29 protein-coding genes are annotated in these 26,848 nt (G+C 71.0%); 20 read left to right on the forward strand and 9 right to left on the reverse strand.

The features are described 5' to 3' along the window. Positions 1-8: 8 nt before the first annotated feature. From DFP88_RS06100 to DFP88_RS06115, 4 genes are read right to left on the reverse strand one after another with little or no spacing between them, the layout of a single operon-like run. Positions 9-812, reverse strand: coding sequence for an alpha/beta hydrolase (locus tag DFP88_RS06100; protein ID WP_181418572.1), 804 nt, complete (start codon positions 810-812; stop codon positions 9-11). Next, complete coding sequence (locus DFP88_RS06105; protein WP_245904714.1) at positions 805-1,596, reverse strand: ABC transporter ATP-binding protein; 792 nt, start codon at positions 1,594-1,596, stop codon at positions 805-807. Before DFP88_RS06105 ends, DFP88_RS06100 begins: the two co-directional genes overlap by 8 nt. After that, the gene (locus DFP88_RS06110) at positions 1,593-2,648 is read right to left on the reverse strand and encodes a FecCD family ABC transporter permease (RefSeq protein WP_110813579.1); all 1,056 of its coding nucleotides are present in this window, start codon (positions 2,646-2,648) and stop codon (positions 1,593-1,595) included. The genes DFP88_RS06105 and DFP88_RS06110 overlap by 4 nt, the downstream gene beginning before the upstream one ends. Next, positions 2,645-3,745 (reverse strand): ABC transporter substrate-binding protein, encoded by a 1,101-nt coding sequence (locus tag DFP88_RS06115; RefSeq protein ID WP_181418573.1) that lies wholly within the window; start codon positions 3,743-3,745, stop codon positions 2,645-2,647. Before DFP88_RS06115 ends, DFP88_RS06110 begins: the two co-directional genes overlap by 4 nt. Positions 3,746-3,870: 125 nt before the next feature. Between DFP88_RS06115 and DFP88_RS06120 the strand changes: the two genes are divergently transcribed. The 6 genes from DFP88_RS06120 (at position 3,871) to DFP88_RS06145 (ending at position 10,658) form a co-directional block, all read left to right on the forward strand. Next, positions 3,871-5,937, forward strand: a complete 2,067-nt coding sequence (locus tag DFP88_RS06120) for an NAD(+) synthase (RefSeq protein ID WP_110813581.1) — start codon at positions 3,871-3,873, stop codon at positions 5,935-5,937. A 133-nt stretch (positions 5,938-6,070) separates the two neighbouring features. Further along, entirely contained in the window at positions 6,071-6,979 is a 909-nt protein-coding gene (locus tag DFP88_RS06125; RefSeq protein ID WP_110813582.1) for a hypothetical protein, read from the forward strand. A 243-nt stretch (positions 6,980-7,222) separates the two neighbouring features. Beyond that, a complete protein-coding gene (gene cysP / locus DFP88_RS06130; protein WP_110813583.1) occupies positions 7,223-8,218 on the forward strand; it encodes a thiosulfate ABC transporter substrate-binding protein CysP in 996 nt (331 codons plus the stop codon). Positions 8,219-8,266: 48 nt separating this feature from the next. Further along, positions 8,267-9,136, forward strand: a complete 870-nt coding sequence (cysT, locus tag DFP88_RS06135; RefSeq protein ID WP_245904715.1) for a sulfate ABC transporter permease subunit CysT — start codon at positions 8,267-8,269, stop codon at positions 9,134-9,136. Further along, positions 9,136-9,939, forward strand: coding sequence for a sulfate ABC transporter permease subunit CysW (cysW, locus tag DFP88_RS06140; protein WP_110813585.1), 804 nt, complete (start codon positions 9,136-9,138; stop codon positions 9,937-9,939). The genes cysT and cysW overlap by 1 nt, the downstream gene beginning before the upstream one ends. Then, on the forward strand, positions 9,936-10,658 hold the full coding sequence (locus DFP88_RS06145) for an ABC transporter ATP-binding protein (protein WP_110813586.1): 723 nt from the start codon (positions 9,936-9,938) through the stop codon (positions 10,656-10,658). The genes cysW and DFP88_RS06145 overlap by 4 nt, the downstream gene beginning before the upstream one ends. On the opposite strand, the gene DFP88_RS06150 is transcribed toward DFP88_RS06145, so the two are convergent. Next, on the reverse strand, positions 10,655-12,007 hold the full coding sequence (locus tag DFP88_RS06150; RefSeq protein WP_110813587.1) for a FliI/YscN family ATPase: 1,353 nt from the start codon (positions 12,005-12,007) through the stop codon (positions 10,655-10,657). The two genes, DFP88_RS06145 and DFP88_RS06150, sit on opposite strands and share 4 nt — an antisense overlap. A 112-nt stretch (positions 12,008-12,119) precedes the next feature. On the opposite strand from DFP88_RS06150, the gene DFP88_RS06155 reads away from it, so the two are divergent. The 8 genes from DFP88_RS06155 to DFP88_RS06190 are packed head-to-tail and all read left to right on the forward strand — an operon-like array spanning position 12,120 to position 18,197. Next, positions 12,120-12,416 (forward strand): flagellar basal body rod protein FlgB, encoded by a 297-nt coding sequence (locus DFP88_RS06155; protein WP_245904716.1) that lies wholly within the window; start codon positions 12,120-12,122, stop codon positions 12,414-12,416. Continuing rightward, a complete protein-coding gene (gene flgC / locus DFP88_RS06160; RefSeq protein ID WP_110813588.1) occupies positions 12,413-12,835 on the forward strand; it encodes a flagellar basal body rod protein FlgC in 423 nt (140 codons plus the stop codon). Before DFP88_RS06155 ends, flgC begins: the two co-directional genes overlap by 4 nt. A 1-nt stretch (position 12,836) precedes the next feature. Next, the gene (fliE, locus tag DFP88_RS06165) at positions 12,837-13,160 is read left to right on the forward strand and encodes a flagellar hook-basal body complex protein FliE (protein ID WP_110813589.1); all 324 of its coding nucleotides are present in this window, start codon (positions 12,837-12,839) and stop codon (positions 13,158-13,160) included. A 39-nt stretch (positions 13,161-13,199) separates the two neighbouring features. Next, on the forward strand, positions 13,200-13,433 hold the full coding sequence (locus DFP88_RS06170) for a flagellar biosynthetic protein FliQ (RefSeq protein WP_110814159.1): 234 nt from the start codon (positions 13,200-13,202) through the stop codon (positions 13,431-13,433). Beyond that, complete coding sequence (locus DFP88_RS06175) at positions 13,430-14,230, forward strand: lysozyme family protein (protein WP_110813590.1); 801 nt, start codon at positions 13,430-13,432, stop codon at positions 14,228-14,230. Before DFP88_RS06170 ends, DFP88_RS06175 begins: the two co-directional genes overlap by 4 nt. Next, on the forward strand, positions 14,227-16,311 hold the full coding sequence (gene flhA / locus DFP88_RS06180) for a flagellar biosynthesis protein FlhA (RefSeq protein WP_110813591.1): 2,085 nt from the start codon (positions 14,227-14,229) through the stop codon (positions 16,309-16,311). The genes DFP88_RS06175 and flhA overlap by 4 nt, the downstream gene beginning before the upstream one ends. 4 nt (positions 16,312-16,315) lie before the next feature. Then, positions 16,316-17,071 carry a flagellar biosynthetic protein FliR gene (locus DFP88_RS06185; RefSeq protein ID WP_181418574.1) on the forward strand — a complete coding sequence of 252 codons (756 nt, stop codon included), beginning with the start codon at positions 16,316-16,318 and terminating at the stop codon, positions 17,069-17,071. Position 17,072: 1 nt separating this feature from the next. Then, positions 17,073-18,197, forward strand: coding sequence for an EscU/YscU/HrcU family type III secretion system export apparatus switch protein (locus DFP88_RS06190; RefSeq protein ID WP_110813593.1), 1,125 nt, complete (start codon positions 17,073-17,075; stop codon positions 18,195-18,197). A gap of 101 nt (positions 18,198-18,298) precedes the next feature. On the opposite strand, the gene DFP88_RS06195 is transcribed toward DFP88_RS06190, so the two are convergent. The 4 genes from DFP88_RS06195 to DFP88_RS06210 are packed head-to-tail and all read right to left on the reverse strand — an operon-like array spanning position 18,299 to position 20,915. After that, the gene (locus DFP88_RS06195) at positions 18,299-18,922 is read right to left on the reverse strand and encodes a MotE family protein (protein ID WP_110813594.1); all 624 of its coding nucleotides are present in this window, start codon (positions 18,920-18,922) and stop codon (positions 18,299-18,301) included. Then, positions 18,919-19,410 carry a hypothetical protein gene (locus DFP88_RS06200; RefSeq protein WP_110813595.1) on the reverse strand — a complete coding sequence of 164 codons (492 nt, stop codon included), beginning with the start codon at positions 19,408-19,410 and terminating at the stop codon, positions 18,919-18,921. The genes DFP88_RS06195 and DFP88_RS06200 overlap by 4 nt, the downstream gene beginning before the upstream one ends. Then, positions 19,394-20,350 carry a flagellar motor switch protein FliM gene (locus DFP88_RS06205; protein WP_110813596.1) on the reverse strand — a complete coding sequence of 319 codons (957 nt, stop codon included), beginning with the start codon at positions 20,348-20,350 and terminating at the stop codon, positions 19,394-19,396. Before DFP88_RS06205 ends, DFP88_RS06200 begins: the two co-directional genes overlap by 17 nt. Before the next feature lie 7 nt (positions 20,351-20,357). After that, positions 20,358-20,915: a flagellar basal body-associated FliL family protein gene (locus DFP88_RS06210; protein ID WP_110813597.1), complete on the reverse strand. Its 558-nt coding sequence runs from the start codon at positions 20,913-20,915 to the stop codon at positions 20,358-20,360. 139 nt (positions 20,916-21,054) lie between these two features. On the opposite strand from DFP88_RS06210, the gene fliF reads away from it, so the two are divergent. From fliF to DFP88_RS06240, 6 genes are read left to right on the forward strand one after another with little or no spacing between them, the layout of a single operon-like run. Further along, positions 21,055-22,743, forward strand: coding sequence for a flagellar basal-body MS-ring/collar protein FliF (fliF, locus tag DFP88_RS06215; RefSeq protein ID WP_110814160.1), 1,689 nt, complete (start codon positions 21,055-21,057; stop codon positions 22,741-22,743). Position 22,744: 1 nt separating this feature from the next. Then, the gene (locus DFP88_RS06220; RefSeq protein ID WP_110813598.1) at positions 22,745-23,392 is read left to right on the forward strand and encodes a FliH/SctL family protein; all 648 of its coding nucleotides are present in this window, start codon (positions 22,745-22,747) and stop codon (positions 23,390-23,392) included. Then, on the forward strand, positions 23,385-23,798 hold the full coding sequence (gene fliN / locus DFP88_RS06225) for a flagellar motor switch protein FliN (protein ID WP_425450814.1): 414 nt from the start codon (positions 23,385-23,387) through the stop codon (positions 23,796-23,798). The genes DFP88_RS06220 and fliN overlap by 8 nt, the downstream gene beginning before the upstream one ends. Further along, positions 23,795-24,619 (forward strand): flagellar type III secretion system pore protein FliP, encoded by an 825-nt coding sequence (gene fliP, locus DFP88_RS06230; protein WP_110813599.1) that lies wholly within the window; start codon positions 23,795-23,797, stop codon positions 24,617-24,619. The genes fliN and fliP overlap by 4 nt, the downstream gene beginning before the upstream one ends. A gap of 17 nt (positions 24,620-24,636) precedes the next feature. Then, positions 24,637-25,731, forward strand: coding sequence for a flagellar motor switch protein FliG (locus DFP88_RS06235; RefSeq protein WP_110813600.1), 1,095 nt, complete (start codon positions 24,637-24,639; stop codon positions 25,729-25,731). After that, positions 25,728-26,828 (forward strand): hypothetical protein, encoded by a 1,101-nt coding sequence (locus DFP88_RS06240; protein WP_110813601.1) that lies wholly within the window; start codon positions 25,728-25,730, stop codon positions 26,826-26,828. The genes DFP88_RS06235 and DFP88_RS06240 overlap by 4 nt, the downstream gene beginning before the upstream one ends. The last annotated feature ends 20 nt before the right edge of the window (positions 26,829-26,848 follow it).

A 26,848-nucleotide genomic window follows, 5' to 3' on the forward strand; every position in this document is an offset into this window, starting at 1 on the left:
CCGCAGTGTCAGCCGGCCAAGGGCCGGGCCGCGAAGCGCAGCGCATGCGGCACCGAGGCGCGCAGCGCGGGCCCATGCTGCTGGCCTGCCAGGATGCGCTGCTCCACCGCCAGCCCCTCGCACCGGGCGAGGCGCCGGGTCAGCTCCAGCACCTCGGGCGCAGGGCGCGGCGCTGTCAGCGGCGGATCGGTGCTGCGGCTTTCCATATCGCCCAGCATGACCAGCAGCCGCGCCCGCGCCGGTCTCGCCGCCCGCTCCAGCGCCGCCATGGTGCGCGCGGCCATCCAGAGCGAGGGGCTGACGGGGCAGTAGCCGGAAAATCCCTCCGGCCTGGTGAAGAGCGCCGTCAGCACCAGCAGCCCGCCCAGCGAATGGCCCCAGAGCGTGCGACGCGCCGGATCGATCCGCAGCCCGGTCTCGGCCAGCTCGCGCAGCGGACCGGTGATCTCCTCCAGCAGGGCGCCGCCGCCGCCGGTGGGCCGCATCGCCCCGTCTTCGGGATCGAAGGGCGGGGTATAGTCATGCCAGCGCCGCGCCCGGTCGAAGGCCTCGGGCCCGTCATGGCCCAGCAGCACCAGCGCCAGGTCCGGCACCTCTGCCAGCAGCGCGGGCGTCAGGCAGCCAAGCGCGGCATTGCCGTCGAGCATGGTCAGCGACGGGACACCGCCGGGCGGCACAGGCGCGCGCGGCACCGCGACATAGAGCCTGCGATGCCCCGCCTCCAGCACCCGGAAGACATGCGTTCCGGTGCCCTCGAGGATCGCCTCCTCCATCATCGCGAAGCGGCCGTCGCGCGGCGGCGCCTCAGCCATGGCGGGCGAGGACGCCGTCGGCATGGACATGCAGCAGGCCGCGCGAACAGCGCTCGATCCGGGCGTCGATGCCATAGGCCTGCCCCAGCGCCTCGGGGGTCACCACATCCTCCGGCGCGCCGGAGGCAAGCGCGGCGCCGGCCTGCATCAGCACGATGCGGTCGGCCCACCGCAGCGACAGCTCCAGATCGTGCAGCACCACCACCGCGATGATGCCGCTCTCGCGCACGAGGGCCTGCACCGCCTGCATCACCTCGAACTGGCGCCCGGGGTCGAGCGCGCTGGTCGGCTCGTCCAGCAGCAGGATGCGCGGGCCGCGCACCATGGCCTGCGCCAGCGAGGCCATCTGCCGCTGCCCGCCCGACAGCCGGTCGAGGCGCGATTGCGCGAGGCCGGCTATGCCCAGCCGCTCCAGCGCGGCATGGGCGCGCATGACCGGATCGCTCCGGTCGCCGTCGGGCACCGCGCGCAGCGCCGTCACCACCGCCTCGAGCACGGTGAGCGCGGCGCCCGATTGCACCGCCTGCGGCATGTAGCCGGTCAGCCGGGCATGGGCGGCGGCGCTTTGCTGCAGAAGATCGAGATCGCCCAGAAACACCCGCCCCTCGCAGGGCGCCAGACGCGCAAGGGCCCGGATCAGGGTCGATTTCCCGGCGCCGTTCGGCCCGATCAGGGCCGTCACCTCGCCTGGTCGCATCTCCGGCAGATCGAGCCCGTCGATCACCATGCGGCGCCCGAGGCGCACGCGCAGCCCCTCGGCGCGCAGGGCCTCCCCGCCGCTCACAGCCCGTCCTTCCGGCGCAGCACGAGGGCAAGGAAGACCGGCACGCCCACCAGTGACGTGACGATGCCGATGGGCAGCACGACGCCCTGCACGATCAGCTCGCTCAGGATCGCGGCCAGCAGCATCACCAGCGCCCCGGTCAGCGCGCTGGCGGGCAGGAAATGGACGTGATCCTCGCCCACCAGAAGGCGGGCAATATGCGGGCCGACCAGCCCGACGAAGCCGATGGTGCCGACGAAGGCCACGGACAGCGCCGACAGAAGCGTGATGCGGATCAGCGCCATGGTGCGCAGCCGCCCGGTGTCGATGCCGAAGCTGCGGGCGCGATCCTCGCCCAGCCGCAGCGCCGTCAGCATCCAGCGCGCGCGCCAGGACAGGGGCGCGACAACCGCCAGCGCGAGGGCCAGCACGCCGATCCGTCCCCATCCTGTCTGCCCCACCGAGCCCATGGTCCAGAACACGAACTGCTGCAGCGCCGACTGGCTGGCGGTGTATTGCAGCAGGGCGACCATGGCGTTGAAGGCGAAGACCAGCGCGATGCCCAGCAGCACCAGCGTCGAGGGGCCGGTGCCCGGTCGCCCCGCCACGCTGCGCAGAAGCGCCATGGCCAAGGCCGCGAAGAGGAAGGCATTGGCCGGCACCAGCCACTCTGCCGGCAGCCCCGGCACCGAGACGCCGAGGATCAGCGCCAGCGCCGCCCCGAAGGAGGCCGCCGAGGAGATGCCGAGCGTGAAGGGGCTGGCCAGCGGGTTGTCGAGGATGGTCTGCATCTCGGCCCCCGCCAGCGCCAGCGCGGCGCCGACCAGCAGCGCGGTCAGGGCCTGCGGCAGGCGCACGGTCCAGACGATGACGCGGGCCACGCGCTCTGCCTCATCGGGCAGGATCAGCGCGCGCAGCGCCTCGAGCGGGGGCAGCGGCGAGGGGCCGGACATCAGCGAGGCGAGGAGCGCCGCAAGCACCAGACCCGCCAGCACCGCGACGCAGCCGCGCCGCCAGCGCATCTGCGCGGCATGGGCGGCCAGCGCCGGCGCTGCTGCGGGCAGGGCGGTCATTGCCCGGCGCGGTTCAGGCTGACGAAGGGCGCACCGGTGACCGGCACGGCGAGGAAACGGTCGTTGATCTCGTCCAGCGTGTCCTGCGGCAGCGAGGCGGGGAAGAGGTCCGGGTGGAACCAGCTTGCCATCGCCTCGAGCGCGACGACGTTCAGCGGGCTGTTGTGGAAGTTGTGCCAAAGCGCATGGGCGCGCCCCTCGCGCACGGAGGTCAGCTCCGACAGGATGGGCTGACCGTCGAGGAAGCTCTGCAGCGTCTCCTGCGCCTGTTCGGGCGGGATGCCGGGGCCGGTGACCACGCCGCGGTCGGGCGCGAAATGGCTGCCCCCAGTGGCAAGGTAGATGTCGGGATCGGCGGCCAGCAGATACTCTGCGCTCAGCTCGCCGAAGGTGCCGGGCACGACGCTTGCGCCGATGTTCTCGCCCCCCGCGGCGCTGACGAATTCCCCGAGACTCGCCTCGCCGGGCGAGACCAGCCGGCCCGAGGTATTGGCCTGCATGTGCAGAAAGACGCTCGGCCGCTCGGGCTGCTGCGCCGCGATGGTGTCGAGAACGCTGTCCCGGTGCTGCTGGTAGAAGGCGATGAAATCCTCGGCTGCCTCCTCCTTGCCCAGCACCTGCCCGAGGATGCGCATCGAGGGCACGGTATTGGCAAAGGGATCGGCGCGGAAATCGATCATTACCGTGGGGATGCCCGCGGCCTCCAGCGTATCGGCCAGCGCCTCCATGGCCTCGGGCGTGCCGCCCTCGCCGCTGAGGATGAAGAGGTCGGGATCGGCGGCGATCACCTTCTCCGCCGAGGGGATCTGGTCGCCGTCGATCAAAGGTCTGTCGGCAAGCTGCGGATAGGCTGCGAACCAGTCTTGCTGCAGTTCCGCGTCGAAGCGGCGCAGGTCGGCCAGCGCCACGACCCGTTCCGGCACTTCGGCGCCCAGAAGGCCTAGGGCGAGGAGCTGCCGCGCCTCGGCCAGCGCGATGCGCTGGGCGGGGCCCTCCAGCGTGACCTCGCGCCCCTCGATGTCGGTGACGGTGACGGGCTGGGCCTCGGCGGCCAGCGGCAGCAGGGCCAGCAGCAGGGCGAGGGTGGATCGGATCACGCGGACCTCCCTGAAAGACTGCCCTTGGTCTAAATGCCCCATTAAAATTGTCAACTATCCCGCGGGCCCCGTCTCTGCGCCCGGGAGGTATTGAGGCGGCGGCGCGGATGGAGGATGCTGCACCCATGACACATGCCCCCGATCCCGCCGACTTCGCCGCGCTGCATCGCCACGGCTTCGTCCGTGTCGCCACCTGCAGTCCCGCGGTGCGGCCCGCCGACGTGTCCTTCAACACCGAGGCGGTGCTGGAGCAGGCGCGGGCGGCGGATGCGGCGCGGGCGGACGTGCTGGTCTGCCCCGAGCTGTGCCTGTCCTCCTACGCGATCGACGATCTGCACATGCAGGGCGCGCTTCTGGACGCGGTCGAGCGGGCGGTGGCGCGCGTGGTCGAGGCAAGCGCCGACCTTGCGCCGGTGCTGGTTGTCGGCGCGCCGCTGCGGCACGAGGGGCGGCTGTACAACTGCGCGCTGGCGATCTCGCGCGGGCGGCTGCTGGGGGTGATCCCCAAGACCTTCCTGCCGAACTACCGCGAGTTCTACGAGAAACGCTGGTTCGCGCATGGCCTCGGCGTCACCGGGCATGAGATCGCGGTCGGCGGGCTGACCGCGCCCTTCGGCACCGACCTGATCTTCGAGGCCAGCGACCTGCCCGGCCTGATCCTGCATGCCGAGATCTGCGAGGACGTCTGGACGCCTGCGCCGCCATCCTCTGCGGCTGCGATGGCGGGGGCGGTGATCCTGACCAACCTCTCGGCCTCGCAGATCGTGATCGGCAAATCCTCGGACCGGCACGTGCTGTGCCAGAGCCAGTCGATGCGCGCCGTGGCCGCCTATGCCTATGCCGCCGCCGGACCGGGCGAGAGCACGACGGATTTCTCCTGGGACGGGCAGGGGATGATCTACGAGCTGGGCGATCTGCTGGCCGAGTCCGAACGCTTCGCCGCCACGCCGCAGCTGGTGCTGGCCGACGTGGACACCGGGCGCATCCTCTCCGAGCGGATGCGCACCGGCAGCTTCAACGATGCCTCGCGGGGGCAGACGGGCAGCTTCCGCCGCATCCGCTTCGAGTATCGCCCGCACCGGCAGGACGCCGGGCTGATCCGGCCCCTGCGCCGCTTTCCCTATGTGCCGAACCGCGCCAGCCACCGCGACCGCGACTGCTACGAGGCCTTCAACATCCAGGTCGAGGCGCTGCGCCGCCGGATCGAGGCGACGGGGGCGAAGCACCTTGTCATCGGCATCTCGGGCGGGCTCGATTCCACCCATGCGCTGATCGTCGCGGCCCGAACCTGCGACAGGCTGGGCCTGCCGCGCGAGCGCATCCTCGCCTTCACCATGCCGGGCTTCGCCACCTCGGACGAGACCAAGGGCAATGCCTGGGCCCTGATGCGGGCGATGGGCGTGACGGCGGCGGAAATCGACATCCGCCCAGCCGCGCGGCAGATGCTGGCCGACATGGACCACCCCTTCGCGGACGGCGAGCCGGTCTATGACGTGACCTTCGAGAACGTGCAGGCGGGGCTGCGCACCGACTACCTGTTCCGGCTGGCGAACCAGCGTCAGGGCTTCGTCGTCGGCACCGGCGATCTGTCCGAGCTGGCGCTGGGCTGGTGCACCTACGGCGTCGGCGACCAGATGAGCCATTATGCCGTCAATGCCGGCGTGCCAAAGACCCTGATCCAGTACCTGATCCGCTGGTGCGTCACCTCCGGCCAGTTCGACGCCGAGGCCGACCGCGTGCTCGAGGCGATCCTCGACACCGAGATCAGCCCCGAGCTTGTGCCCGCCGACGCGCAGGGTGGCATCCAGAGCACGGAAGAGAAGATCGGCCCCTACGCGCTGAACGACTTCTTCCTGTTCCACATCATGCGCTACGGCCTGCCGCCCTCGAAGGTCGCCTTCCTCGCCTGGCATGCCTGGCACGACGCCAAGGCGGGCGTCTGGCCCGAGGGGATCCCCGAGGCCAAGCGCGAGGCCTACGATCTGGCCACCATCCGGCACTGGCTGGAGCGGTTCCTGACCCGTTTCTTCGTGACCAGCCAGTTCAAGCGTTCGGCCCTGCCGAACGGGCCCAAGGTCTCGCCCGGCGGCGCGCTGTCGCCCCGCGGCGACTGGCGCGCGCCCTCCGACAGCGTGGCCGGGCCGTGGCTAGAGGATCTGGAGGCGGTGCCGGAGGTCTGGCCGGGCGGCTGAGGCGCCCGCCGCCATGTCAGCTTTTTGCTAACCATCACGGCCTATGGTCGGCCTCCGGAAGGTCGGCCGCGGGGTTCGCGTCACCCGGTTGCCTGGCCGTACGATGGGGGCGCCACTGGGGAGGGTGCGACGCTTGAGGACCCTTGCCAGACACGGTGACTACGAGATCACCCTGCACGAAAGCGGCGCGCAGCCCAGCGACAAGCTGGTCGTGACCTTCGGCGGCCAGCCGTCGGACCTGGCCCAGAGCGGCTTCGGGACGAGCTTCGCCCTGTCGCTGGGCTATGACACGATTCACGTGGCCCAGCGGTTCGGAACCCAATACCAGGGCCTGCCGCTCGAGGCGTTTCACGCCGCGGTGCATCCGGTCAGCCGGGGCTATGCGGATGTCATCACCTACGGATCAAGCCTGGGTGGCTATGCCGCCCTCTATTACGGCGGCTGCATCGAGGCCCGCTGCCTCGCGGCGGCGCCGATGCTTCCGGCGTGGAAGCCCCTGCAGCTACCGGCCTACCGCGATGTCGCGGTGACCCACCGCGCGCTGGGCGAGTGTCCGGCAAGCGGCCGCACCCCCACCGTCCTTTACGACCCCCACGTCTCGGCGGACCTTTACCTGGTGGAGACCATGGTCAGGCCGGTCTATCCGGACCTGCGGGAAATCCGCCTGCCCTTCGCGGGGCACAAGGTTCTCGTCGCGCTGTCACAGGCACGGCTTCTGCGGCCCGTGATCGAGACCCTCATCCGCGAGGACAGGGTGATCGACTTCGACCCACCCGCAGAGGGCACGGCGATCTTTCACGGCGAGAAGGGGGGCCACCTGATGAAGTCGGACCCCGCCGCCGCGAAGGCAGAGCTTCTGATGAGCCTTGGCCTCAGGCCGTCGAAGCGGATCTACAACCACCTGATCCAGTGCATGATAAAGCTGGGCGACCTCGATAGCGCGCAGGCCATGATCGACCACGCGAAGGCGAGTGGCGACAAGAACCGCGCCCTGTTCCCGGCCCGCGCCAAGAGTGCGGCGGAGGCCGGACTGAGGGTCTGATGCCCGCAGAGGACAGGCTGCGCCGGGCCAGGGGCGCTGACGGTCCGGAGGGCGGCAGCCGCAGACCCGCACCTTCGGCCGGCAGAAGGATTTCCCGCGCAGCCCTCGCTTGGGCGAACGCCCGTTCCAGCCCGCGCCATCGCTCGAGCAACCCATCCCTTTCGCACCCCCGCCGCCTTGCCGCTGCCCCGCAGAACCCGCAGATCAGCGGTAACAGACCCCGAACTCACGGAGCCTATCCGCATGATCCGCAGCACCCTGACCGCCGCCGCGCTTGGCCTTGGCGCCCTGACGACGCCCGCCGCCGCGCAGGACGCGCCGGACGAGATCCTCAACGTCTCCTACGACATCGCGCGCGAGCTTTATGCCGCGATCAACCCCGCCTTCATCGCGCAATACGAGGGCGAGACCGGGCAGGAGCTGACTGTCGATCAAAGCCACGCCGGCTCGTCGAAGCAGGCGCGGGCCATCCTGCAGGGCCTTCAGGCCGATCTCGTGACCTTCAACCAGGTCCTCGACATCCAGATCCTCGCCGATCAGGGCTTCGTCGCCGAGGACTGGCAGGAGCAGTTCCCGAACAACGCCTCGCCCTACTATTCGCTGCCCGCCTTCATGGTGCGCGAGGGGAACCCCAAGGACATCCAGGACTGGGGCGATCTGGTGGAAGAGGACGTCTCGGTCATCTTCCCGAACCCCAAGACCTCGGGCAATGCGCGCTACACCTACCTCGCCGCCTGGGCCTATGCGCTCGAAGAGAACGACGGTGACGAAGAGGCGGCGCGCGCCTTCGTCGACGAGCTTCTCGATCACGTCGAGGTCTTCGATACCGGCGGCCGCGGCGCCACCACCACCTTCACCGAGCGGGGGATCGGCGACGTGCTGATCACCTTCGAGGCCGAGGTGCTGAACATCGTCGAGGAGACCCCGGGCTACGAGGCCGTCGTGCCGTCGCAATCTCTGCTGGCCGAGTTCCCCGTCGCCGTGGTCGAGCGTGTCGCCGACCAGCGCGGCAGCACCGAGATCGCGCGCAGCTACCTCGATTACCTATATTCGACCGAGGGGCAGGAGATCATCGCCGGCTTCAACAACCGCGTCCACGACGAGGCCGTCGTCGAAGCCAATGCCGACCGCTTTCCCGAGGTGGACCTGGTGACGGTCGAGGAGGTCTTCGGCTCCTGGGAAGAGGCGAACGAGACGCATTTCGCCTCGGGCGGAGAGCTCGACCGGATGCTGCGCTGAACGATTGAGGGTTGACGCGCCCCCGCCATCCGTGGCGGGGGCGAGTGCATGAGCATGACGGCGACACCTGTTTCCCCCTGGCGCCTGCCCCGGCGCCGCCGCAGCCCCTTGCCGGGGCTGGGCCTGACGCTGGGCGTGAGTCTCGTCTTCGTGTCGCTGATCGTGCTCCTGCCGCTGCTGGGCCTTGGCTGGCAATTAGCGCAGCTGGGCTGGTCCGATTACCTCTGGGTGATGAGCGACGCGCGCACGCTGGCCTCGCTGCGGGTGACGCTGACGGCGGCGGCGGCGGCGACGCTGGTGAACGGCGTCTTCGGATTGCTGCTGGCCTGGGTTCTGGTGCGCTACCGCTTTCCGGGGCGCGCGGCGCTGGATGCACTGGTCGATCTGCCCTTCGCCCTGCCCACGGCCGTCGCCGGCATCGCGCTGGTCGCGCTTTACGGCCAGAACGGCTGGGTCGGCAGCCTCTTGGCGCCGCTGGGCCTGCAGGTGGCCTACAGCTGGTCCGGCATCGTCATCGCCATGGTCTTCACCTCCGTCCCCTTCGCCGTGCGCGCGATCCAGCCCCTGATCGAGGAGCTGGACCCCGCCGAGGAAGCCGCCGCCCTGACGCTGGGCGCCAGCCGGGGGCAGATTTTCCGGACCATCACCCTGCCGCAGCTGATGCCGGGCATCCTGACCGGCACGGGCCTCAGCTTCGTGCGCTCTCTCGGCGAATTCGGCGCGGTGATCTTCATCGCCGGGAACATCCCCTACGAGACCGAGATCGCCTCGCTTCTCATCATGATCCGGCTGGACGAGTTCGACTATCCCGCCGCCGCCGCCATCGCCGGGACCATGCTGGGCCTGTCGCTGGTGCTGCTGGTGGCGATCAACCTCGCCCAGACGCGGCTTTACCGCCGTTACGAGAGGGGGGCCTGATGCTGCGCCGCACCCTTATCGCGCTGGCGGTGCTCTTTGCCGCCGTGGTCATCGTGCTGCCGGTGGCGGCGATCCTGTCGCGCGCCTTTGCCGAAGGGGTCGGCGCCTGGTGGGCCGCCGTTTCGGACCCCGAGACGCTGCAGGCGGTCTGGCTGACGGTGCTGACGGCGCTGATCGTGCTGCCGCTGAACATCCTTTTCGGCCTCTGCGCGGCCTGGGCCATCGCCCGCTTCCGCTTTCCGGGACGGCGGGCGCTGCTGATCCTGATCGAGATTCCCTTCGCCGTCTCGCCCATCGTGGCGGGGCTGTGCTTCCTGCTGGTCTACGGCGCCTACGGCCCCGTCGGCGGCGCGCTGCAGCCCTACGGCCTGCAGCTGATGTTCAACCTGACCGGCATTGTCATGGTCTCTCTCTTCGTGACCTGCCCCTTCGTGGTGCGCGAGGTGCTGCCGGTGCTTCAGGTGACCGGCGAGGACGAGGAGAAGGCCGCCCTGACCCTTGGCGCGAATGGCTGGCAGATCTTCCGGCACGTGACGCTGCCCAATGTCACCTGGGCGCTGGTCTATGGCGCGATCCTCGCCACTGCCCGCGCGATCGGGGAATTCGGCGCCGTCTCTGTCGTCTCGGGCGCGATCCGCGGCCAGACGATGACGCTGCCCCTGCAGATCGAGCTTCTCTACAACGACTACAACACCACCGGCGCCTTCGCCGCCGCGACGCTGCTGACCGCGCTTGCCCTGCTGACGCTGGTGCTGCGCGGCGCGATCACGGCGATCCACCCCGCGCATGGAGCACGGCCATGACACTGACGGTCCAGTCCATTTCCAAGCGTTACGACGGCGCGGCGGTGCTGCAGGATGCCTCGATCACCATCCGGGACGGCGAGTTCGTCGCCCTGCTCGGCCCCTCGGGCAGCGGCAAGACGACGCTGCTGAACGTGATCTCTGGCCTCGTGCAGCCCGACGCGGGGCAGCTGCTGCTGGACGGGCGCGACATTACCGCGCTGCCCGCAGGCGCCCGCCGCTTCGGCATGGTGTTCCAGAGCTACGCCCTGTTCCGGCACATGACCGTCGCGCAGAACATCGGCTTCGGCCTTCAGGTGCTGCCGCGCGGCGACCGGCTGGACAAGGCGGGGCGCGCGGCCAAGGTGCGCGAGCTTCTGGCGATGATCGAGATGCCTGACCTCGGCGACCGCTATCCTGCGCAGCTTTCGGGCGGGCAGCAGCAGCGCGTCGCCATGGCCCGCGCGCTGGCCATCGACCCGGCCCTTCTGCTGCTGGACGAGCCCTTCTCGGCGCTGGACGCCAAGGTGCGGCATAGCTTGCGCGGCTCGGTGCGCGATCTGCAGCGGCGTGTCGGTGTCGCCGCGATCCTCGTGACGCACGACCAGGCCGAGGCCTTCGAGGTGGCGGACCGCATCGCGGTGATGAATGGCGGACGGATCGAGCAGATCGGCACGCCGGAGGAGCTGCGCGCAGCCCCCGCGACCCCCTTCGTGCAGGATTTCCTGACCGCGGCCTAGTCCTGCGGCATCTGCACCGCGACCCCGGCCTCGCCGAGCGCGGCATAGAGCGCGCCGAACGCCTGATCGGCGCTCGTCGCCTCGCCCTTGCGCTGGGTCAGCATCTCCTCCGCCGGGCCGGACAGGCTGATCGCGGCATCGACCTCCGCGTCGGTGCCGGGCTTGTAGGCGCCGATGCGGATCAGCTCTTCCATGTCGGCATGACGCGCCAGCGCCCCGCGCGCGGCGCGCAGCACGGCGTATTCCGCCGGGCTGTGACAGTCGGGCAGCATCCGGCTGATGGATTTCTGCAGGTCGATCGCCGGGTAGCGCCCGCGCTCGGCGATGCGGCGGTCCAGCACGACATGGCCGTCCATGATGCCGCGCACCGTGTCCGCGATCGGCTCGTTCATGTCGTCGCCGTCCACCAGCACGGTATAAAGCGCGGTGATGTCGCCCTGCGCCGCGCTGCCGGGGCCCGAGCGTTCCAGAAGCTGCGGCAGCTCGGCGAAGGTGGTGGGCGGGTAGCCGCGCTGGGTCGGCGGCTCTCCCCCCGCGAGGCCGATCTCGCGCTGCGCCATGGCAAAGCGGGTGACCGAATCGATCAGCAGGAGCACCTGCTTGCCCTGATCGCGGAAATGCTCGGCCACCGCCGTGGCGGTCCATGCGGCCTGCCGGCGCATCAGCGGCGGCTCGTCCCCGGTCGACACGATCAGGACGGCGCGGGCCATCCCCTCGGGCCCGAGGTCGCCTTGGATGAAATCCTGCACCTCGCGCCCGCGTTCGCCCACGAGGCCGATAACGATGACATCCGCCTCTGCGCCGCGCGCCAGCATCGCCATCAGGGTCGATTTGCCGACCCCGCTGCCGGCGAAGACGCCCATGCGCTGCCCGCGGCAGAGGGGGGTGAAGATATCGACAGCGCGAATCCCCGTCTCCAGCTTCGGGCCGACCCGGCGCCGGTCGAAGGCGCGGGGCGGTGCCGCCTTGACCGCGCGCGCCTGCGGACCCTCGTGCAGCGGGCCCAGCCCGTCCAGCGGCGCGCCCAGCGGGCCGAGCACGCGGCCGATCCAGCTGTCGTCGGGGCGCAGGCTGCCCCCCTCGGGTGAAAGCGCGACGCGGTCGCCGATCACCACGCCGTCCCATTGGCCGAAGGGCAGCACCTGCGTGCCCTTGTCCGACATGCCGACAGCCTCGCCCAGCACCGGGCCGCGCGCGCCATGGACCACGCAGCGCGCGCCGATCCCCAGCGCGCGTTCCAACCCCGTGACCGTCAGCGTCAGCCCGAGGACCGAGGCAACGCGCCCCTCTATCCTTGCATCAGGGCTGGTGCGACTTATCGACGACAGCTCTGAAAACAGCGTATGCATCTGCGCTATCCCGTAGTCAGCTTGATTTATACATGGTATTACAAGGATAGATGCAAGGGAAACGATGATGAGTCACTCAGACATATCTTTCTTCCAGGTGGCGTCGCAGCGCATGCAATGGCTGGCAGACCGGCAGCGCGTGACGGCCCAGAACATCGCCAATTCCGACACCCCCGGCTTCGAGGCGCAGGACATCGCGCCCTTCTCGCAGGTGCTGGGAGAGGCGCGGGACGAGCCGGCGCGCGCGCGCCGCGACGACACGGCCTGGAGCATCAGCCCCGACGGCAATTCCGTCGTGCTGGAGCAGCAGACGATCCGCGCGGCGCAGACCGCCGGGGAGCACCGGCTGGCGTCGCAGCTGTATCGCAAGGGCGTCGAGATGCTGACGCTGGCGGGCGGCGGCTCATGAGCGGCGGGATCGATTCGCTCGGCGCGGTCGCGGCGACCGCCGCCAGCGGCATGCGCGCGCAGGGCGACCGGCTTCGCGTCACCGCCGAGAACGTCGCCAATGCCGAGACCCGGGGCACCACGCCCGGCGCCGACCCCTATGTCCGCAAGCTGGTCAGCTTCGAGGAGATGATCGACCAGTCGACCGGCGCCGCGCTGGTCCGCGTCGGCGATCCGCGTATGGACCCCGCGCCCTTCGGGCTTGAGCACGACCCCTCGCATCCGGCGGCGGACGAGGCGGGCTACGTCAAGACGCCCAACGTCGACCCGATCCTCGAGATGGCCAACATGCGCGAGGCTTCGCGCGGCTACGAGGCCAACATGAACATGTTCGAAACGGCGCGCCGCATGCGCGACCAGATGCTTGATCTGCTGAGGTAAGATGGCCGACTTCTCGACCCTGGTGTCCTCGGGCGCCGTCCGCGGCGCCTATCGCAGCGCGCAGTCCCTTGCCGCCGAGCGTGGCCCGCTCGTGGTGGAAGAGGCGCCGCCGAGCTTTGCCGAGGCGCTGTCGCAGGCGGCCTCGACCACCATGGAAAACGTGCGCGCCTCGGAAGAGGTGATGCAGCGCGGCCTCGTCGGAGAGGCCGAGACCCAGGCGGTGATCGAGGCGACACTGGCGATGGAGCAGACGCTGAAGATCGCCGTCTCGGTCCGCGACAAGCTGGTCGAGGCCTACCGCGACATCATGCAGATGCCGATCTGATCCTTGGACGGCGCCGCGACATACGCCGTCCTGCAGGACATGCTGATCGCCGTGCTGCTGGCCTCGGCGCCGGTGATGCTCGTCGCGCTGGTCGTTGGCCTTGGCATCGCGCTGGTGCAGGCGCTGACGCAGGTGCAGGAGATGACGCTGACCTTCGTGCCGAAGATCGTCGCCATCTTCGTGGTGCTGCTGGCCAGCCTGCCCTTCGTCTATGCGACCCTTTCCGGGCTCAGCGACACGGTCTTCGACGCCATCGCGAGCGGCACGCTGTGAGGGCGCTGGCGCTGATCCTCGCGCTGCTGCCCGGCCCGGCGCTGGCAGAGGCCTGGGGCGGCTTCTACGCCCCCGCCAGCGCCGCGACGCATCAGGCTGCCCCGCTGGAGGCCGCGCCCGCCAGCGGCGACGCGGGGATTTGCGTGCGCGAGATCCTGCAGGCGCAGCTGCGCCACGGCATCCCCAACAACATCCTTCTCGGCATCGGCCTGCAGGAGGCCGGGCGCCGCGTCGGCGAAGGCGTGACGATCTGGCCCTGGTCGGTCAATGCCGCCGGGACCGGCCGCGTCTTCGACAGTAGGGACGAGGCGCTGGCCTGGGTGCAGGAGCGGCAGGCCGCCGGCATCGCCTCCATCGACGTGGGCTGCATGCAGATCAACCTGCGCTGGCACCCCGAGGCCTTCGTCAGCCCGGCCCAGGGCTTCGATCCGGCGGTGAACGTCGATTATGCCGCCCGCTTCCTTGTCGGGCTGCACCAGCAGACCGGGGACTGGGCGACGGCGGCGGGCAGCTACCATTCCTTCACCCCCGAAAAGCGCGACATCTACCTCGCCAGCCTGACCCGCAACGTCGAGGTGGCCAATGCCCGCATCGACAGCTTCCGCGCGCTGGCGGCCGGCTCCCCGGGGGGCGAGGATCTGCGGCTGGCCGAGGCGCCGCAGCCGGTCCTTGCGCCGGGCGGCCCCTTCTGGTCCGCCAGCCTCAGCGCCGGCGGGCGGCGCAGCCTTTATTCGGCGCGCGACCTGCAGCCGATCCTGCCGATCTTCGACGCTGCCCCCGCCGAGGAGGCGTCATGAGCGCCCGCCGCCCCTCGCGCCTGATCGCGGCCGGGCTGGGCCACCGCGACATCGGGTTCGCCATCGGCGTGGTGCTGGTGCTGGCGATGCTCTTCGTGCCGCTGCCCAGCGTTCTGCTGGACCTCGGCCTCGCGGTCTCGCTCTCGCTTTCGGTGCTGATCCTGATGGTCGCGCTCTGGATCCCGAAACCGCTGGAGTTCAACAGCTTTCCGACGCTGCTGCTGGTCGTGACCATGCTGCGGCTGTCGCTGAACGTCAGCTCGACCCGGCTGATCCTGTCCGAGGGGCATACGGGCACCCATGCCGCCGGCGGCGTGATCGAAGGCTTTGCCCAGTTCATGGTCAGCGGCGATTTCGTGATCGGCATGGTGATCTTCGCGATCCTTGTGGTGATCAACTTCATCGTCATCTCCAAGGGCTCCACCCGCATCGCCGAGGTTTCGGCCCGCTTCAGCCTCGATGCGATGCCGGGCAAGCAGATGGCGATCGACGCCGACCTCGGCGCCGGCCTGATCGACGAGGGCGAGGCGCGGTCCCGCAGGAAAGAGCTCGAGGACGAGAGCGGCTTTTTCGGCGCCATGGACGGCGCCTCGAAATTTGTGCGCGGCGACGCGGTCGCCGGCCTGATCATCACCGGGATCAACGTCGTCGGCGGCATCCTGATCGGCACCATGCAGCACGGGCTGGGGCTGGGGCAGGCGGCCTCGACCTATACCGTGCTGACCATCGGCGACGGCCTCGTCAGCCAGATCCCGGCGCTGATCGTCTCGCTCGCCGCCGGCCTGATCGTCACCAAGGGCGGCACCGAAGGCGCGGCGAACGAGGCGGTGCTAGGCCAGCTCTCGAGCTTTCCCAAGGCGCTCTTCATGGCCGCCGCGCTGCTTTTCGGCATCGGCCTGCTGCCCGGCTTTCCGATCCTCGTCTTCACCCTGCTGGCCGCCGGCATGGTCGCGCTGGGCGAGGTGCTGCGCCGCGAGGCCTTGGCCCGCGCCGCCGAGGCCGCCAAGGGCCCGCCCGCCCCTCAGCGCAGCGAGGCCGAGCAGGAAAAGGAGAGCCTCGCCGAGGCAATGCGGGTCGACGATCTGCGGCTGGAACTGGGCGCCGGGCTGGTGCCGCTGATCTCCAGCCCGCAGGCCGCGCTGCCCGGCAAGATCAAGAGCCTGCGCGCCCTCTTCGGGCGGGAATACGGCTTCGTCCTCCCTTCCGTCCGGATCAAGGACGAGGGGCGTCTGCCGACCCGCGGCTACGCGATCCTCGTGCAGGGCGTCGAAGCCGCGCGCGGAGAGCTGCGGCCCGACCGGATGATGGTCATCAACCCCGCCGAGACGCCCGTCGCGCTGCCCGGAGAGCATGGCAAGGATCCGACCTTCGGCCTCGACTGCCTCTGGATCGAGCAGTCCCTGACCCCCGAGGCCGAGCGCCTGGGCTATACCGTCGTCGATCCCGAAAGCGTCATCACCACCCATATGACCGAGATCATCAAGGACAGCCTCCCCGAACTGCTGACCTATGCCGCGGTGAAGGGCCTGATCGAGGGGCTGGACAAGACCTACCAGAAGCTGGTCACGGACCTGCCCGGCCAGAACCAGGTGATCATGATCCAGCACGTCCTTCAGGCCCTGCTGAGCGAGCGGATCTCGATCCGCAACCTGCCGCTGATCGTCGAGGCCGTGGCCGAGGCGGCGCGCGGCACCACGAACGTCGGGCAGATCACCGAACACGTGCGCAAGCGCCTGTCGAGCCAGATCTGCCAGGCGCTCAAGGACCCCTCCGGCTACCTGCCCGTCATCACACTCTCCCCGGCCTGGGAGCGGGAGATGACCGACGCGATCCGCGTCTCGGGCGAGGGGCGCAATTTCCTGATGTCGCCGCAGCGCGTGCAGGATTTCGTTCTGGCCGCCCGCAAGGAGATCCAGCCCTACGCGCAGCGCGACGAATGGCCCGCGCTGCTGGTCGGCGCCGAGGCGCGCCCGCATGTGCGCCAGATGCTGGAACGGGTCAGCCCGACGACGCAGGTGCTGTCCCATGCCGAGGTGCATCGCAAGGCCAGCCTGCGCACCGTCGCCACCGTGGGCGGCTAGGGCGGTGGAGCTCTCCGCCGTCCTCGTGGCGCAGCTCGTGCCTTATATCCTCGTCTTCGCGCGGCTGGGCAGCGTGATGATCTTCATGCCCGGCTTCGGCGACACGGCGATCCCGATGCGGATGCGGCTGATGATGGCGCTGGTGATCTCGGTCGCGCTGACGCCGGCCAGTGGCGTTCCGGCGGTGGATCTCGCGCAGCCGATGCTGCTGGTCCCGCTCCTCGCGATCGAGGTGACCGTCGGCCTCTGGATCGGGCTGACCGCGCGCATCCTCTTCTCGGCGCTCGATTTCGCCGGGGCGCAGGTCGCCTATGTCGCGGGGCTGTCGAACGCGCTGGCGCCGCAGACGGGCCAGTTCCAGGGCGCGACGATGATCTCGGGCGTGCTGACGCTGGCGGCCACGGCGATGATCTTCGCCACGGACCTGCACCACCTCATCCTGCGCGCGCTGCTGCTGTCCTACGAGGTCTTTCCCACCGGGCGGCTGATGCCCGGCGATCTGGCGCAGCAGACCGTGCGCGCCGCCTCCGCCAGCTTCTCGATCGGCCTGTCGATCGCCGCGCCCTTCTACGTCATGGGGCTGGTGCTCAACGCGGGGCTGGGGCTGACCGCGCGGATGATGCCGCAGCTGCCGGTCTTCTTCGTGGCAACGCCGGTGCTGATCGTCTCGGGCCTCTTCGTCCTCGTCCTTGCCGCGCCCGCCATGCTCTCGGGCTGGGCCGAGGTCTTCGCCGGCTGGCTCGGACGGCTGAGCTTCTGAGATGGCCCAGCAGGAGGAAGACCAGCAAAGCAAGACCGAAGAGCCGACAGACAAGCGCCTGCGCGACGCGCGAAAGAAGGGCGACGTCCCCTCCTCGCGCGAGGTCGGGACAGCCGCCTGCGTACTCGCGCTGGCGCTCTGCACGGCGCTGGTGCTGCCGCGGATGGCACCGGGCCTCGTCGCGGCGCTCTCGGGGCCTCTGGCCAATGCCGGGCAGCTTTCCGTCGCCACCGGCGGCGCCGGCCTCGAGGATGTCGCCGGCATCTCTGCGGGGCTGGTCCTGCAGGCGGCGCTGGTCTGCGCGCCGCTCTTTCTCGCGCTGATCCTCGCTGCCCTCGCCGCCGTCGCGCTGCAGGGCGAGGTCGTCGTGGCCGCCGAGCGGATCAAGCCCAAGTGGTCCAAGCTCTCGCCCGCGCAGGGGCTCAAGCGGCTCTTCAGCGCCGAGACGCTGGTTGAGTTTCTGAAAAGCCTCGCCAAGGTCGCGATCATCGGCGCCGTCGCCACCTGGGTCACGCGCCGCGTGGTGCTGGGCATGGCCGAGGGCGCGCTTTTCGTGCCGCAGGCGCTGCCCGGTCACATCGGCCGGGCGCTGGCCGCGATGCTGCTGGGCGCCACGGTCCTGCTGGTGCCGCTGGCGCTGGCCGATGTCCTCTGGAAGCGCGCCCAGTGGATGAAGAAGCAGCGCATGTCGCTGCGCGAGATCCGCGTTGAGCACAAGGAAAGCGAGGGCGATCCCATGCTCAAGGCGCGCCGCCGCGACATCGGCCGCGCCCGCGCCCGCCGCCGCATCACTCAGGCCGTGCCGACAGCCAGCGTGATCCTGACCAACCCGACGCATTACGCCGTCGCCCTGCGCTACGAGGTCGGGCGCGATGCCGCGCCGGTCTGCGTCGCCAAGGGCACCGACCGCATGGCCGCGCAGATCCGCGCCCTCGCGCGCGAGAACGCGGTCCCGGTGATCGAGAACCGCCCCCTCGCCCGCGCGCTGCACGCCGCCGTAGAGGAGGGCGAGGTGGTCCCGGCCGAGCACTGGCAGGCCGTGGCCGAGATCATCGGCTACGTCATGGATCTCAAGGCCCGCCGGGATCGCCGCCCGCCTCCGGGCTCGGACCTGCGGCTCGATTGAGGCCCGGCGGCAGAAGCCCCCCCCAATTCATGTTTCCGAAAATACTCCGGGGGTCCGGGGGCTGGCCCCCGGTCCCGAAGCCTCCGCCCGCGCGGCGCCCGTCACTCGATGCGGATGTTCTCCAGCCGCTGATCGCCCGGCATCCGGCCGCGCTCGAAGATGATGCGGCTGATCGCCTGCGCCCGCACGGGGCTCAGCTGCGCGAGGATCGGGGCGGCGTCGCGTTCTACCATGTCGCCTAGCACCATGACCGAAACCTCGAGGTCCAGCTCGTTCATGATCGCTGCCGCCTCGTCGGGCTTCATCGCGCGGTAGAGGTTGACCAGCCGGGCCACGTCGCCCTCGTGCACCGCCTCGATGCGGTCCAGCTGCGCCTCGAGATCGCCGCGCAGCGTCTCGAGACGAGCCGCCTCGATCTCCAGCTGCTCGCGGGCCAGCTCCAGCTCGGCGGCTTCGGCGGCGAGTTGCTGCTGGCGCTCGCCCAGCAGCCCGCGCTCCTGCGTCACGGTCTCGAGCACCGCCTCGGGCAGCGGACAGGCCTCCGGCGCGGTCGCCTGCGCCGTCGCCGCCGCCGTCTCGGGGTCGTCCGCAGAGCCGGCGGCCTCGGCGGCGCGCACGAAGGGCAGGGCCAGAGCCTGCGGCACGGCGCCCGGCCCGAGGCTGGCGCCGGCCTTGAACAGGGCGGCGAGGGCGAGGCCCGAGAGAAGGAGGCGCGCGGGCCTCACGCCTCGATGCTCCGGGTCTTCTCGAAGAACTGCCGCACGAGGTCGGATTTCGGCTCGCCCCGGATCATCTCCTGCGCCGCCTGCGCCCCCCCGCCTGCGGGCAGCGGGGCCGCGGGTGCCGTCGGCGTCGCGATATCACCGTCCGCCGCCGGGGTCTGCGCCGCCTCGGGCACGGCGGCCGCGGGCTCAGGCACGGGGCTGCGCCGGCGCCCCAGCGCCAGCCGGGCGCCGAGGCGGCCCGTGCGCTGCGGGGCAGTCGCCGCGGCCCGCGGCTCCTCCGTCTCGCGCGGGGCCATCCGCCCTGCGGCCTCGCGCAGCGCCGCCGCCGAGACCTGCGACCGGTCGACATCAGCCGAGAAGCGGCCGATCACCGGCTCTAGCGCCGACAGCGCGGCCAGCAGCCGCCGCATGCGCCGGTCCACCAGCGCGGTATAGCCCAGCGTGCCCGCGAGCAGCATGAGGATCACCCCGTCAATCAGCTGTGCCATCGGCTCCGTCCTTTCTCGATGTCTCAGTGCCGTCCATGTCGCCGGTCAGGCGCAAGGCCACCGACCCGTTGCTCTTGCGCCCCATCGCGCCGGTGAACATCTGCCGCCCGCCGCAGGTCAGCATCGCCTCGTGGTCGGTCAGCACACCCAGGTCCAGCACCTGCCCGGCGCGCCAGTTCAGCACCTCGGCCATCGGCAGGCGCACCCGGCAGAGCAGCGCCTGAAGCTGCACCGAGGTCTCGCCCAGCCGGCCCTCCATCTCCTGCCGCCAGCCGCTCTCGCCGCTGAGGCTGCCGCCCAGGAAGGGCTGCGCCAGCAGCGGCCGGATCGTGTCGATGGCGCCGTAGGGGATCATGAAGTGCAGCGGTCCGCCGTGCCCGTCGATCCGCACGTCGATGCGCAGCAGGACCGAGGGGCCGCCGCCGGGCGCCAAAGCGGCGGCCTGCGGGTTGCTCTCGACCTGGCCGATGCTGAACTCGACCGGCGCGATCTGGCTGAAGGCGCGGGTCAGCTCCGCCAGGATCACCGCGCAGAGCCGCATGCCGAAGCGCCGCTCGATCGCGGTGAAGCGACGCGGCACCCACTCCCGCGCCTTGCCGGCGGGCGGGTTGCCGCCCAGCATGAACTCGAGCATCGCGAAGAGAAGCTGCGGCGAGATCGCGGTCAGCATCGGCCCGTCCCAGCCCTCGGCCTCGGTCACGGCGATGAAGCCGGGCGCCGGAAGCGTCGCCATCGCATCGCCGCAGGTCATGTAGCGGGCCTGCTGCAGTGTCACTTCGACCGGCACCCCGACGAAGTTCTTCAGCGCGCTCGACAGCGCGAGGGTATAGCGGTCCGTCGCCACCTCGAGCATCGGCAGCGGCTCGAAGGATTGCGCCGCGGTGCGGATGATCAGCTCTTCGACCGGCTCGCCGGCGGGGGCCGTGGTCTGGGTATTCATGCCGCCCTCACTGGATCACCAGGTCCGCGATCAGGACCTCCTGCACCGTCTCGGTCCCCACAACGGCGCGGGCGCGGCGCAGAAGCTCGGCCCGCAGCCGGGCCAGGCCGGCGCTGCCTTGCAGATCGGCCTCGGTCAGCTGCCGCAGGTAGTCGAGGAAGCTGTCGCGCAGGTAGGGCTGCCGCCCGGGCAGCTGCCCGGCCTCGGGCGCGTCGCCGTCGAAGACCAGCGCGAGGTCCAGCTTGAGAAAGCGGTAGGCGGACTGGCCGTCCAGCGTCGGCGCGGCGATGTTCACGATCATCTCTTCCATCGCCAGCACCTGCGTGCCGCCCTCGCCGCCGTGCGACGCGGCCGGGGCCTCGTCGTGCGGCGCGGGCGCGGCCTCGGCCCCGCCGCCGCCGGCAAAGCTGGTCAGCCCGCCGATGCCGAGCGCGGCCATCAGCCCGCCGGTGCCCGCCAGCAGCGCCAGCGCCAAGGCCAGCAGCGGCAGCGCGAGGCGGCGCAGCAGGGGCCGCCGTGCCGGGCTGGCCCCTGTCTTGGTGGTGCTGGTGGCGCTCTTGCTCATGCGCGCGGAATCCCCTGCGGCTACTGAGGCAGATGTTCCATCACGATAAGAATAAATCAAGGACACTTTCTAACTATACTTGAAATACAAGGATAGCCGTGCTTCCTGTCCGACACATCACGCCGACATGGGGCCAAGGGTGCGGGCAATCATCGACAACCTTCGCAAGCTGGGCGGGCTGAAGCTGGCCGCCCTGGGGGCCACCGGGCTGGGGGTCACCCTCGCGGTGCTGTTCGGGCTGGGCGCGGTGATGCGCGCGGACTGGACGCCGCTCTATTCGGATCTCTCGCCCGCAGCCGCCTCGCAGGTGGTGGCGACGCTCGAGCAGGCGGGCTTCCGTGTCGATCTCGGCGCCGGCGGATCGGTCGTCAGCGTGCCGGCCCCGGATGTCGCGCGGGCGCGCATGGCCCTCGCCGAGCAGGGCCTGCCGAACGAGGGCACCCCGGGCTGGGAGCTCTTCGACGGCGCCTCGGGCCTTGGGATGAACGGCTTCATGCAGCAGGTCACCCGGCTGCGCGCGCTCGAGGGCGAGCTGGCGCGCTCGATCCAGACGATCGACGGGATTGAGGCGGCGCGCGTGCACCTCGTCCTGCCCGAGCGCGAGGCCTTCAGCCGCGAGCGGGCCGAGGCCTCGGCCTCGATCATCCTGCGGGCGCAGACGGGGCGGCAGGTCGGCCGCGCGCAGGCGCAGGCGATTCGCGCGCTCGTCGCCTCCTCCGTCGCCGGCCTCGCCCCGGCGCGGGTGACGGTGCTGTCCGCCAGCGGCGAGACGATCCTGTCCGAGGATGGCGAAAGCGCCGCCGAGATCACCATGCAGACCGTCCGGGCCGGCATCGAAGAGCGCATGGCCGCGCAGGTGCAGCAGATCCTCACCGCCCGCGTCGGCGCCGGCAATGCCCGCGTGCAGGTCAATGTCGACCTGTCGAACGAGCGGCAGGTGATCCGGTCGCAAAGCTACGATCCCGACCAGCAGGTCGTCCGCTCCACCGACACGCGCGAGCGCAACGAGGAGGGGCAGGAGTTCCGGCGCGAGGCCAACGACGTCGGCGGCAACCTTCCCGATGCGCTGGCCGGGGACGAGACGCGGCCCGCCAGCACCAGCACCAGCACCGACAGCGAAGAGCAGGTGCGCTACGAGATCGGCTCTACCCAGACCGAGACGGTGCGCGAGCCCGGCGAGATCGAGCGTGTCTCGGTCGCGGTGCTGGTCAACGGCATCTACGCCGTCGGCGATGGCGGCGCCGTCGCCTATCAGGAGCGTGACGCGGCCGAGCTGGAGCGGCTGGAGGCCCTCGTGCGCTCGGCCATCGGCTTCGACGAGGCGCGGGGCGATCTGGTGCAGGTCGATAGCCTGCGCTTCATGGATTACTCCATGGACGTCGGAGAGCCGGTCGGCCAGGGCCTCGCCGGGGTGCTCTCGGCCAACCTCGGGGCGCTGCTGCGCGGGCTCTTCGCCGTGGCGATCCTCGCGCTCGTGCTGCTGCTGGCGGTGCGGCCGGTGCTGCGCCGCCTGCTGCCCGACCCGGGCATGGCCCAGATCGGCGAGCAGGAGGGTGCCCCCGCGCTGACCGCCGATCCGGCGCAGGACGAGGCGGGGCAGGGCCTGCCGGCGCCCCTCGACGCGGGGCGGCGCGATGCCGGGGCCGATGCCGGGCAGGAGGACGGCCTTTACGATCCGCTGCGCGGCGCGCAGGGCGATTACGTGAACCTTGCGACCGTCACCGGCGAGATCGGGCGCACGCGCCTCGCCGCGCTGGGCGAGCTGGTGCAGGTCGAGCCGGAGCAGAGCCTGCGGGTGCTGCGCGGCTGGCTGTCGCAGGAGGGCTGAGATGGGCGCCCTGTTCCAGCGGGATTTCGACGCCGAGCTGGCCGAGGAGCAGCGCGCCGCCGTGCGCGCCGCCCATGGCGGTATCCTGCCCGAGGAGGTGGAGGCGGCGATCGAGGCCGCGCGCGCCGAGGCGCGGGCCGAGGGGCTGGCGCAGGGCCGCGCCGAGGGCCGGGCCGAGGCCGAGGCCGCCCGCGCCGCCGCCGACAGTGCCGCGCTGCAGGCCCTCGGCCCGCAGCTGACCGACATCGCCGAGGCCGCCGGCGCCCATCGCGCCGCGCTGGAGCGGCAGCTTCTGGGCTATGTCCAGACCATCTGCACCCGCGTTTTCCCCGAGCTGATCGAGCACCGCGCCGAAGCGCGCGCCGCCGCCCGCATCCGCCGCGCGATCACGCTGGCGCTGGGCAGCGGGCAGCTTCGGATCGCGGTGGCGCCGGGCAGCCTCGCGGCGCTGACCCCCTCGATCCGGGCCGTGGCCGAGGCCGAGGGCCTTACGGCCCGGCTTGAGATCGAGGCCGATCCGGCGCTGCGCCCCGGCGCCATCTCGGCGCGCTGGGACGATGGCGTCTTCGACTACAGCTTCGACGCGATCTGCGAGCAGATCCTCGCGTCCCTGCGCCAGATCACCGAGAAGGAGGCCCCGCGTGGCTAGCAACACCCCGACGACAGACCCCTCGCGCACCGCCCCCGCCGGCGAGGAGACCTTTCCCGACCTCGATGCCGCCGCGCCCGAAGGGGCGCAGGACCAGACGGTGATCGAGGCCATGGCCGCCGCGCGGCTGACAGGCGAGGATACCGCGCCGGGGCGCAACATCGACGCGATGCTGAACGTCGCGCTCGACGTGCAGATCGTGCTGGGCCGGGCGCGGATGCCGATTGCCCAGCTGCTGAAGCTGTCGCGCGGCAAGGTGGTCGAGCTCGACAAGAAGATCGGCGAGCCGGTGGACGTCATCATCAACGACCGCCTCGTGGCGCGCGGCGACCTCGTGAAGGTCGGCGAGGGGCGGCTGGGCGTGACCCTGACCGAAATCGTCAAGGACTACGTCGGCGACCGATGAGGCAGCGCGCATCCCTCCCTTTCCTGGCGGCGGGCCTGCTCGTGATCGCCGGGCCGGTCGCCGCGCAGCAGGGGGGCGACCTTCTGGGCGCGCTGAGCGGCGCGCTGGGCGATGCGCCCGCGGGCAGCGACGCGGCGGCCTCGCTCTCGGGGCGGCTGCTGCAGCTGATCGCGCTGATTACCGTGCTCAGCCTCGCGCCGGGTCTGCTGATCGTCACGACCAGCTTCACCCGCTTCGTCATCGTGCTGTCGATCCTGCGCAGCGCCATGGGCCTGAACCAGACGCCGCCGAACATCGTGCTGACGGCGATGGCGCTGTTCCTGACCTTCTTCGTCATGCAGCCGGTCTTCGAGGACGCCTGGGAGGACGGGCTGCAGCCGCTTCTCGACAATGCCATCACCGAGGAGCAGGCGGTTCCCCGCATCGCGGAGCCCTTTCGCCGGTTCATGACCGCCAATACCCGCCCGCGCGACATCGCGCTGTTTCAGGACATCGCCGCCCGCTCCTCGGGGGAGGCGGGGCAGGAGGAGGAGGAGGCCGGGCCGCAGGAGCCGGGCTGGCGCGAGCTGGTGCCCGCCTTCATGATCTCTGAGCTCAGGCGCGCCTTCTCGATCGGTTTCCTGATCTACCTGCCCTTCGTGGCCATCGACCTGATCGTCGCCTCGATCCTGATGGCGGCAGGCATGATGATGCTGCCGCCGGTGCTGATCTCGCTGCCCTTTAAGGTGATCTTCTTCGTTCTGATCGATGGCTGGTACATGCTGGCCGGCAGCCTGCTGGAATCCTACCTGCCCATCGCCGGCGCGGCGGGGGCAGGATGAGCGAGAAGGACGCGCCGATGCCCAAGGATACTTTCGAGGCGGCCGAGGCCGGCTCTGTGCTGCCTGCCCCGTTTGGCGGACGCTCGGGCAGTGCGCGCGCCCGCCGCGAGGCGCGCGCCCTCGCCGGCCCCGAGAAGGCGGCGATCCTGTTCCTCTGCCTCGGCGAGAAGCGGGGCACCGCCCTGATGCAGAAGCTGTCCGAGGCCGATATCCAGACCATCACCCGCGCGATGGCGGGCCTCGGGTCGATCCCGGCCGAGGTCGTCGAGGAGGTGATGGAGGAATTCACCTACCACGTCACCGAGGGCGGCGAGGTCTACGGCTCCTTCGCGGTGGCCGAGGGGATGCTGCGCGGCTTCCTGCCCGAGGCGCAGGTGACGCAGATCATGAACCAGGTCCGCGGCCGGCGGAACGAGAACAGGGGCATGTGGGACCGCTTCTCGGCCCTGAACGAGAGCGTGATCGCGAACTACCTGCGCGGCGAGCACGAGCAGACCGCCGCCGCGATCCTGACGAATGTCGCGCCCGACGTCGCGGCCAAGGTGCTGCCGATGCTGGGCCCCGACAAGATGCAGGAGGTGGCCGAGCGGATGATGACGATGGATGCCGTACCGCTGCACATGATGCGCCAGATCGAAGAGACGCTGCAGCAGGAGGTGATCGGATCGGCCAGCCGTTCGAGCGGCGGCGACACGCAGCAGCGCATGGCCGACCTTTTCAACAAGCTCGACCGCGAGGCCTTCGACAAGATCGCGCCGGTTCTCGAGGAGCGGCATCCCGAACGCTTCTTCGCGATCAAGCAGCGCATGTTCACCTTCGCCGACCTTGCCAAGCTGGACATGCAGGATCTGGCCCGCGTGATGCGCGGGATGGAGGGAAGCATGCTGCCTCTGGCCCTGCGCGGCGCCGAGAAGGAGCTGCGCGACACCTTCCTGGCCGCGCTGCCGGCGCGGACCCGCGACATGCTGCTGGACGAGATGAACACGATGGGCCCCGTGCGCGGGCGCGAGGTTCGGGCGGCGCAGGTGGCGATGGTCGACCTCGCCAAGGACCTGGCCGAGCAGGAGGTGATCCGCCTGCCGCTTGACGACGAAGACGAGCTGATCGAATGAGCCTGCCGCCGATCCTGCCGATCCTGCCGGGGCTTGCCGGGCTGGCGGGGCTGACCGGGCTCGCGGGCGGACGTGCTGCGGGGCAGGGGCAGGGACTGGGTGGCGGGCCTGCCGGCAACCCCGCCGGCGGGGGCTTCTCTGCCGGGAGTGCTGCCGCCGGGGCCGCCGCCTCCGCGCCGGTCGAGGCGGCGCTGAGGCTCGTCGGGCAGGTGCCCGCGGCGCATCCCGCGAGGGGGAGCTGGGTCCCCGCGACGGTCACCGCGCCGGCGGCAGGCGGCCTCGTCACGCTGGAGGCGGCGGGGGCCGAGATCGTGCTGCGCGGCGCTGCCGGTCCGTTGATGCCGGCGCTGGCCGCCGGCGCCAGCCTGCGCCTGCGGCTGGACGGCGGCACCGCGCGCCTGCGGGTGGCCCCCGAGGCGCCCGCCGGATCGGCGCCACAGCCCGCCCAGTCCATGGCGCCGCCGCGCGGCGGTCTCTCGGGGCTCGCCGCGCTCGCCATGGCGACCGAGAGCCTGCGACAGGGGCAGGGGGCCGCGGCCCTGCGCCGGACGGCAGAGCCCGCGGCGCCCGCCCCCGCGGCCCAGGCCGCAGGGGGCGCCGCGGCCGGGCTGATGCCCCTGGCCGCCGTTCAGGCGGTGCTTCTGCATCTTCTGCCGCTGCATCAGGCCGCGCCGCTGCGCCGGCTGGCGCGCGGTCGTCCGGACCCGCGCCGGGAAGGCGAGGATGCGCCGCCGGAGGACCAAGGCCGGCGCGACCCCTCGACCCCCGAGCGCGAGCCCGATGCGCAAGACACCGCGCCGCCGGAGGCGATTCTCTTCGACCTGGGGGGCGTTCCGCACCAGGCCGAGATGCGCCAGCAGGCGGAACCCGAGCCGCGCATCCTGATCGAGACCGAGCTTGCCGCCTGCGGCCGCGTCCGCCTGACCGCCGAGCCCGCGCCGGGCGGCGCCGTCGCCCTGCATTGCCGCAGCGAGCGCCCCGTTCCCGATGCCGACTGGGAAGAACTGACCACGATGGCCCGCGCCCGCGCCGGCGCCGCCGGGGTGGCGCTGGTGCTGTCGCGCAGCACCGGGCCGCTCGACCCGGCGGCGGGCTGACCCGGGCGCCTTGCCGCCAC

This window comes from Pseudoroseicyclus aestuarii, from assembly GCF_003217255.1.
GTDB lineage: Bacteria > Pseudomonadota > Alphaproteobacteria > Rhodobacterales > Rhodobacteraceae > Pseudoroseicyclus > Pseudoroseicyclus aestuarii.

Bases quoted from the DNA above. Each gene is read 5' to 3' on its own strand.
- DFP88_RS06100 (WP_181418572.1), bottom strand. From the start codon at position 812: ATGGCTGAGGCGCCGCCGCGCGACGGCCGCTTCGCGATGATGGAGGAG.
- DFP88_RS06110 (WP_110813579.1), bottom strand. From the start codon at position 2,648: ATGACCGCCCTGCCCGCAGCAGCGCCGGCGCTGGCCGCCCATGCCGCG.
- DFP88_RS06120 (WP_110813581.1), top strand. From the start codon at position 3,871: ATGACACATGCCCCCGATCCCGCCGACTTCGCCGCGCTGCATCGCCAC.
- cysP (WP_110813583.1), top strand. From the start codon at position 7,223: ATGATCCGCAGCACCCTGACCGCCGCCGCGCTTGGCCTTGGCGCCCTG.
- cysT (WP_245904715.1), top strand. From the start codon at position 8,267: ATGAGCATGACGGCGACACCTGTTTCCCCCTGGCGCCTGCCCCGGCGC.
- cysW (WP_110813585.1), top strand. From the start codon at position 9,136: ATGCTGCGCCGCACCCTTATCGCGCTGGCGGTGCTCTTTGCCGCCGTG.
- DFP88_RS06145 (WP_110813586.1), top strand. From the start codon at position 9,936: ATGACACTGACGGTCCAGTCCATTTCCAAGCGTTACGACGGCGCGGCG.
- DFP88_RS06150 (WP_110813587.1), bottom strand. From the start codon at position 12,007: ATGCATACGCTGTTTTCAGAGCTGTCGTCGATAAGTCGCACCAGCCCT.
- DFP88_RS06155 (WP_245904716.1), top strand. From the start codon at position 12,120: ATGCAATGGCTGGCAGACCGGCAGCGCGTGACGGCCCAGAACATCGCC.
- flgC (WP_110813588.1), top strand. From the start codon at position 12,413: ATGAGCGGCGGGATCGATTCGCTCGGCGCGGTCGCGGCGACCGCCGCC.
- fliE (WP_110813589.1), top strand. From the start codon at position 12,837: ATGGCCGACTTCTCGACCCTGGTGTCCTCGGGCGCCGTCCGCGGCGCC.
- DFP88_RS06170 (WP_110814159.1), top strand. From the start codon at position 13,200: ATGCTGATCGCCGTGCTGCTGGCCTCGGCGCCGGTGATGCTCGTCGCG.
- flhA (WP_110813591.1), top strand. From the start codon at position 14,227: ATGAGCGCCCGCCGCCCCTCGCGCCTGATCGCGGCCGGGCTGGGCCAC.
- DFP88_RS06190 (WP_110813593.1), top strand. From the start codon at position 17,073: ATGGCCCAGCAGGAGGAAGACCAGCAAAGCAAGACCGAAGAGCCGACA.
- DFP88_RS06200 (WP_110813595.1), bottom strand. From the start codon at position 19,410: ATGGCACAGCTGATTGACGGGGTGATCCTCATGCTGCTCGCGGGCACG.
- DFP88_RS06205 (WP_110813596.1), bottom strand. From the start codon at position 20,350: ATGAATACCCAGACCACGGCCCCCGCCGGCGAGCCGGTCGAAGAGCTG.
- DFP88_RS06210 (WP_110813597.1), bottom strand. From the start codon at position 20,915: ATGAGCAAGAGCGCCACCAGCACCACCAAGACAGGGGCCAGCCCGGCA.
- DFP88_RS06220 (WP_110813598.1), top strand. From the start codon at position 22,745: ATGGGCGCCCTGTTCCAGCGGGATTTCGACGCCGAGCTGGCCGAGGAG.
- fliP (WP_110813599.1), top strand. From the start codon at position 23,795: ATGAGGCAGCGCGCATCCCTCCCTTTCCTGGCGGCGGGCCTGCTCGTG.
- DFP88_RS06235 (WP_110813600.1), top strand. From the start codon at position 24,637: ATGCCCAAGGATACTTTCGAGGCGGCCGAGGCCGGCTCTGTGCTGCCT.
- DFP88_RS06240 (WP_110813601.1), top strand. From the start codon at position 25,728: ATGAGCCTGCCGCCGATCCTGCCGATCCTGCCGGGGCTTGCCGGGCTG.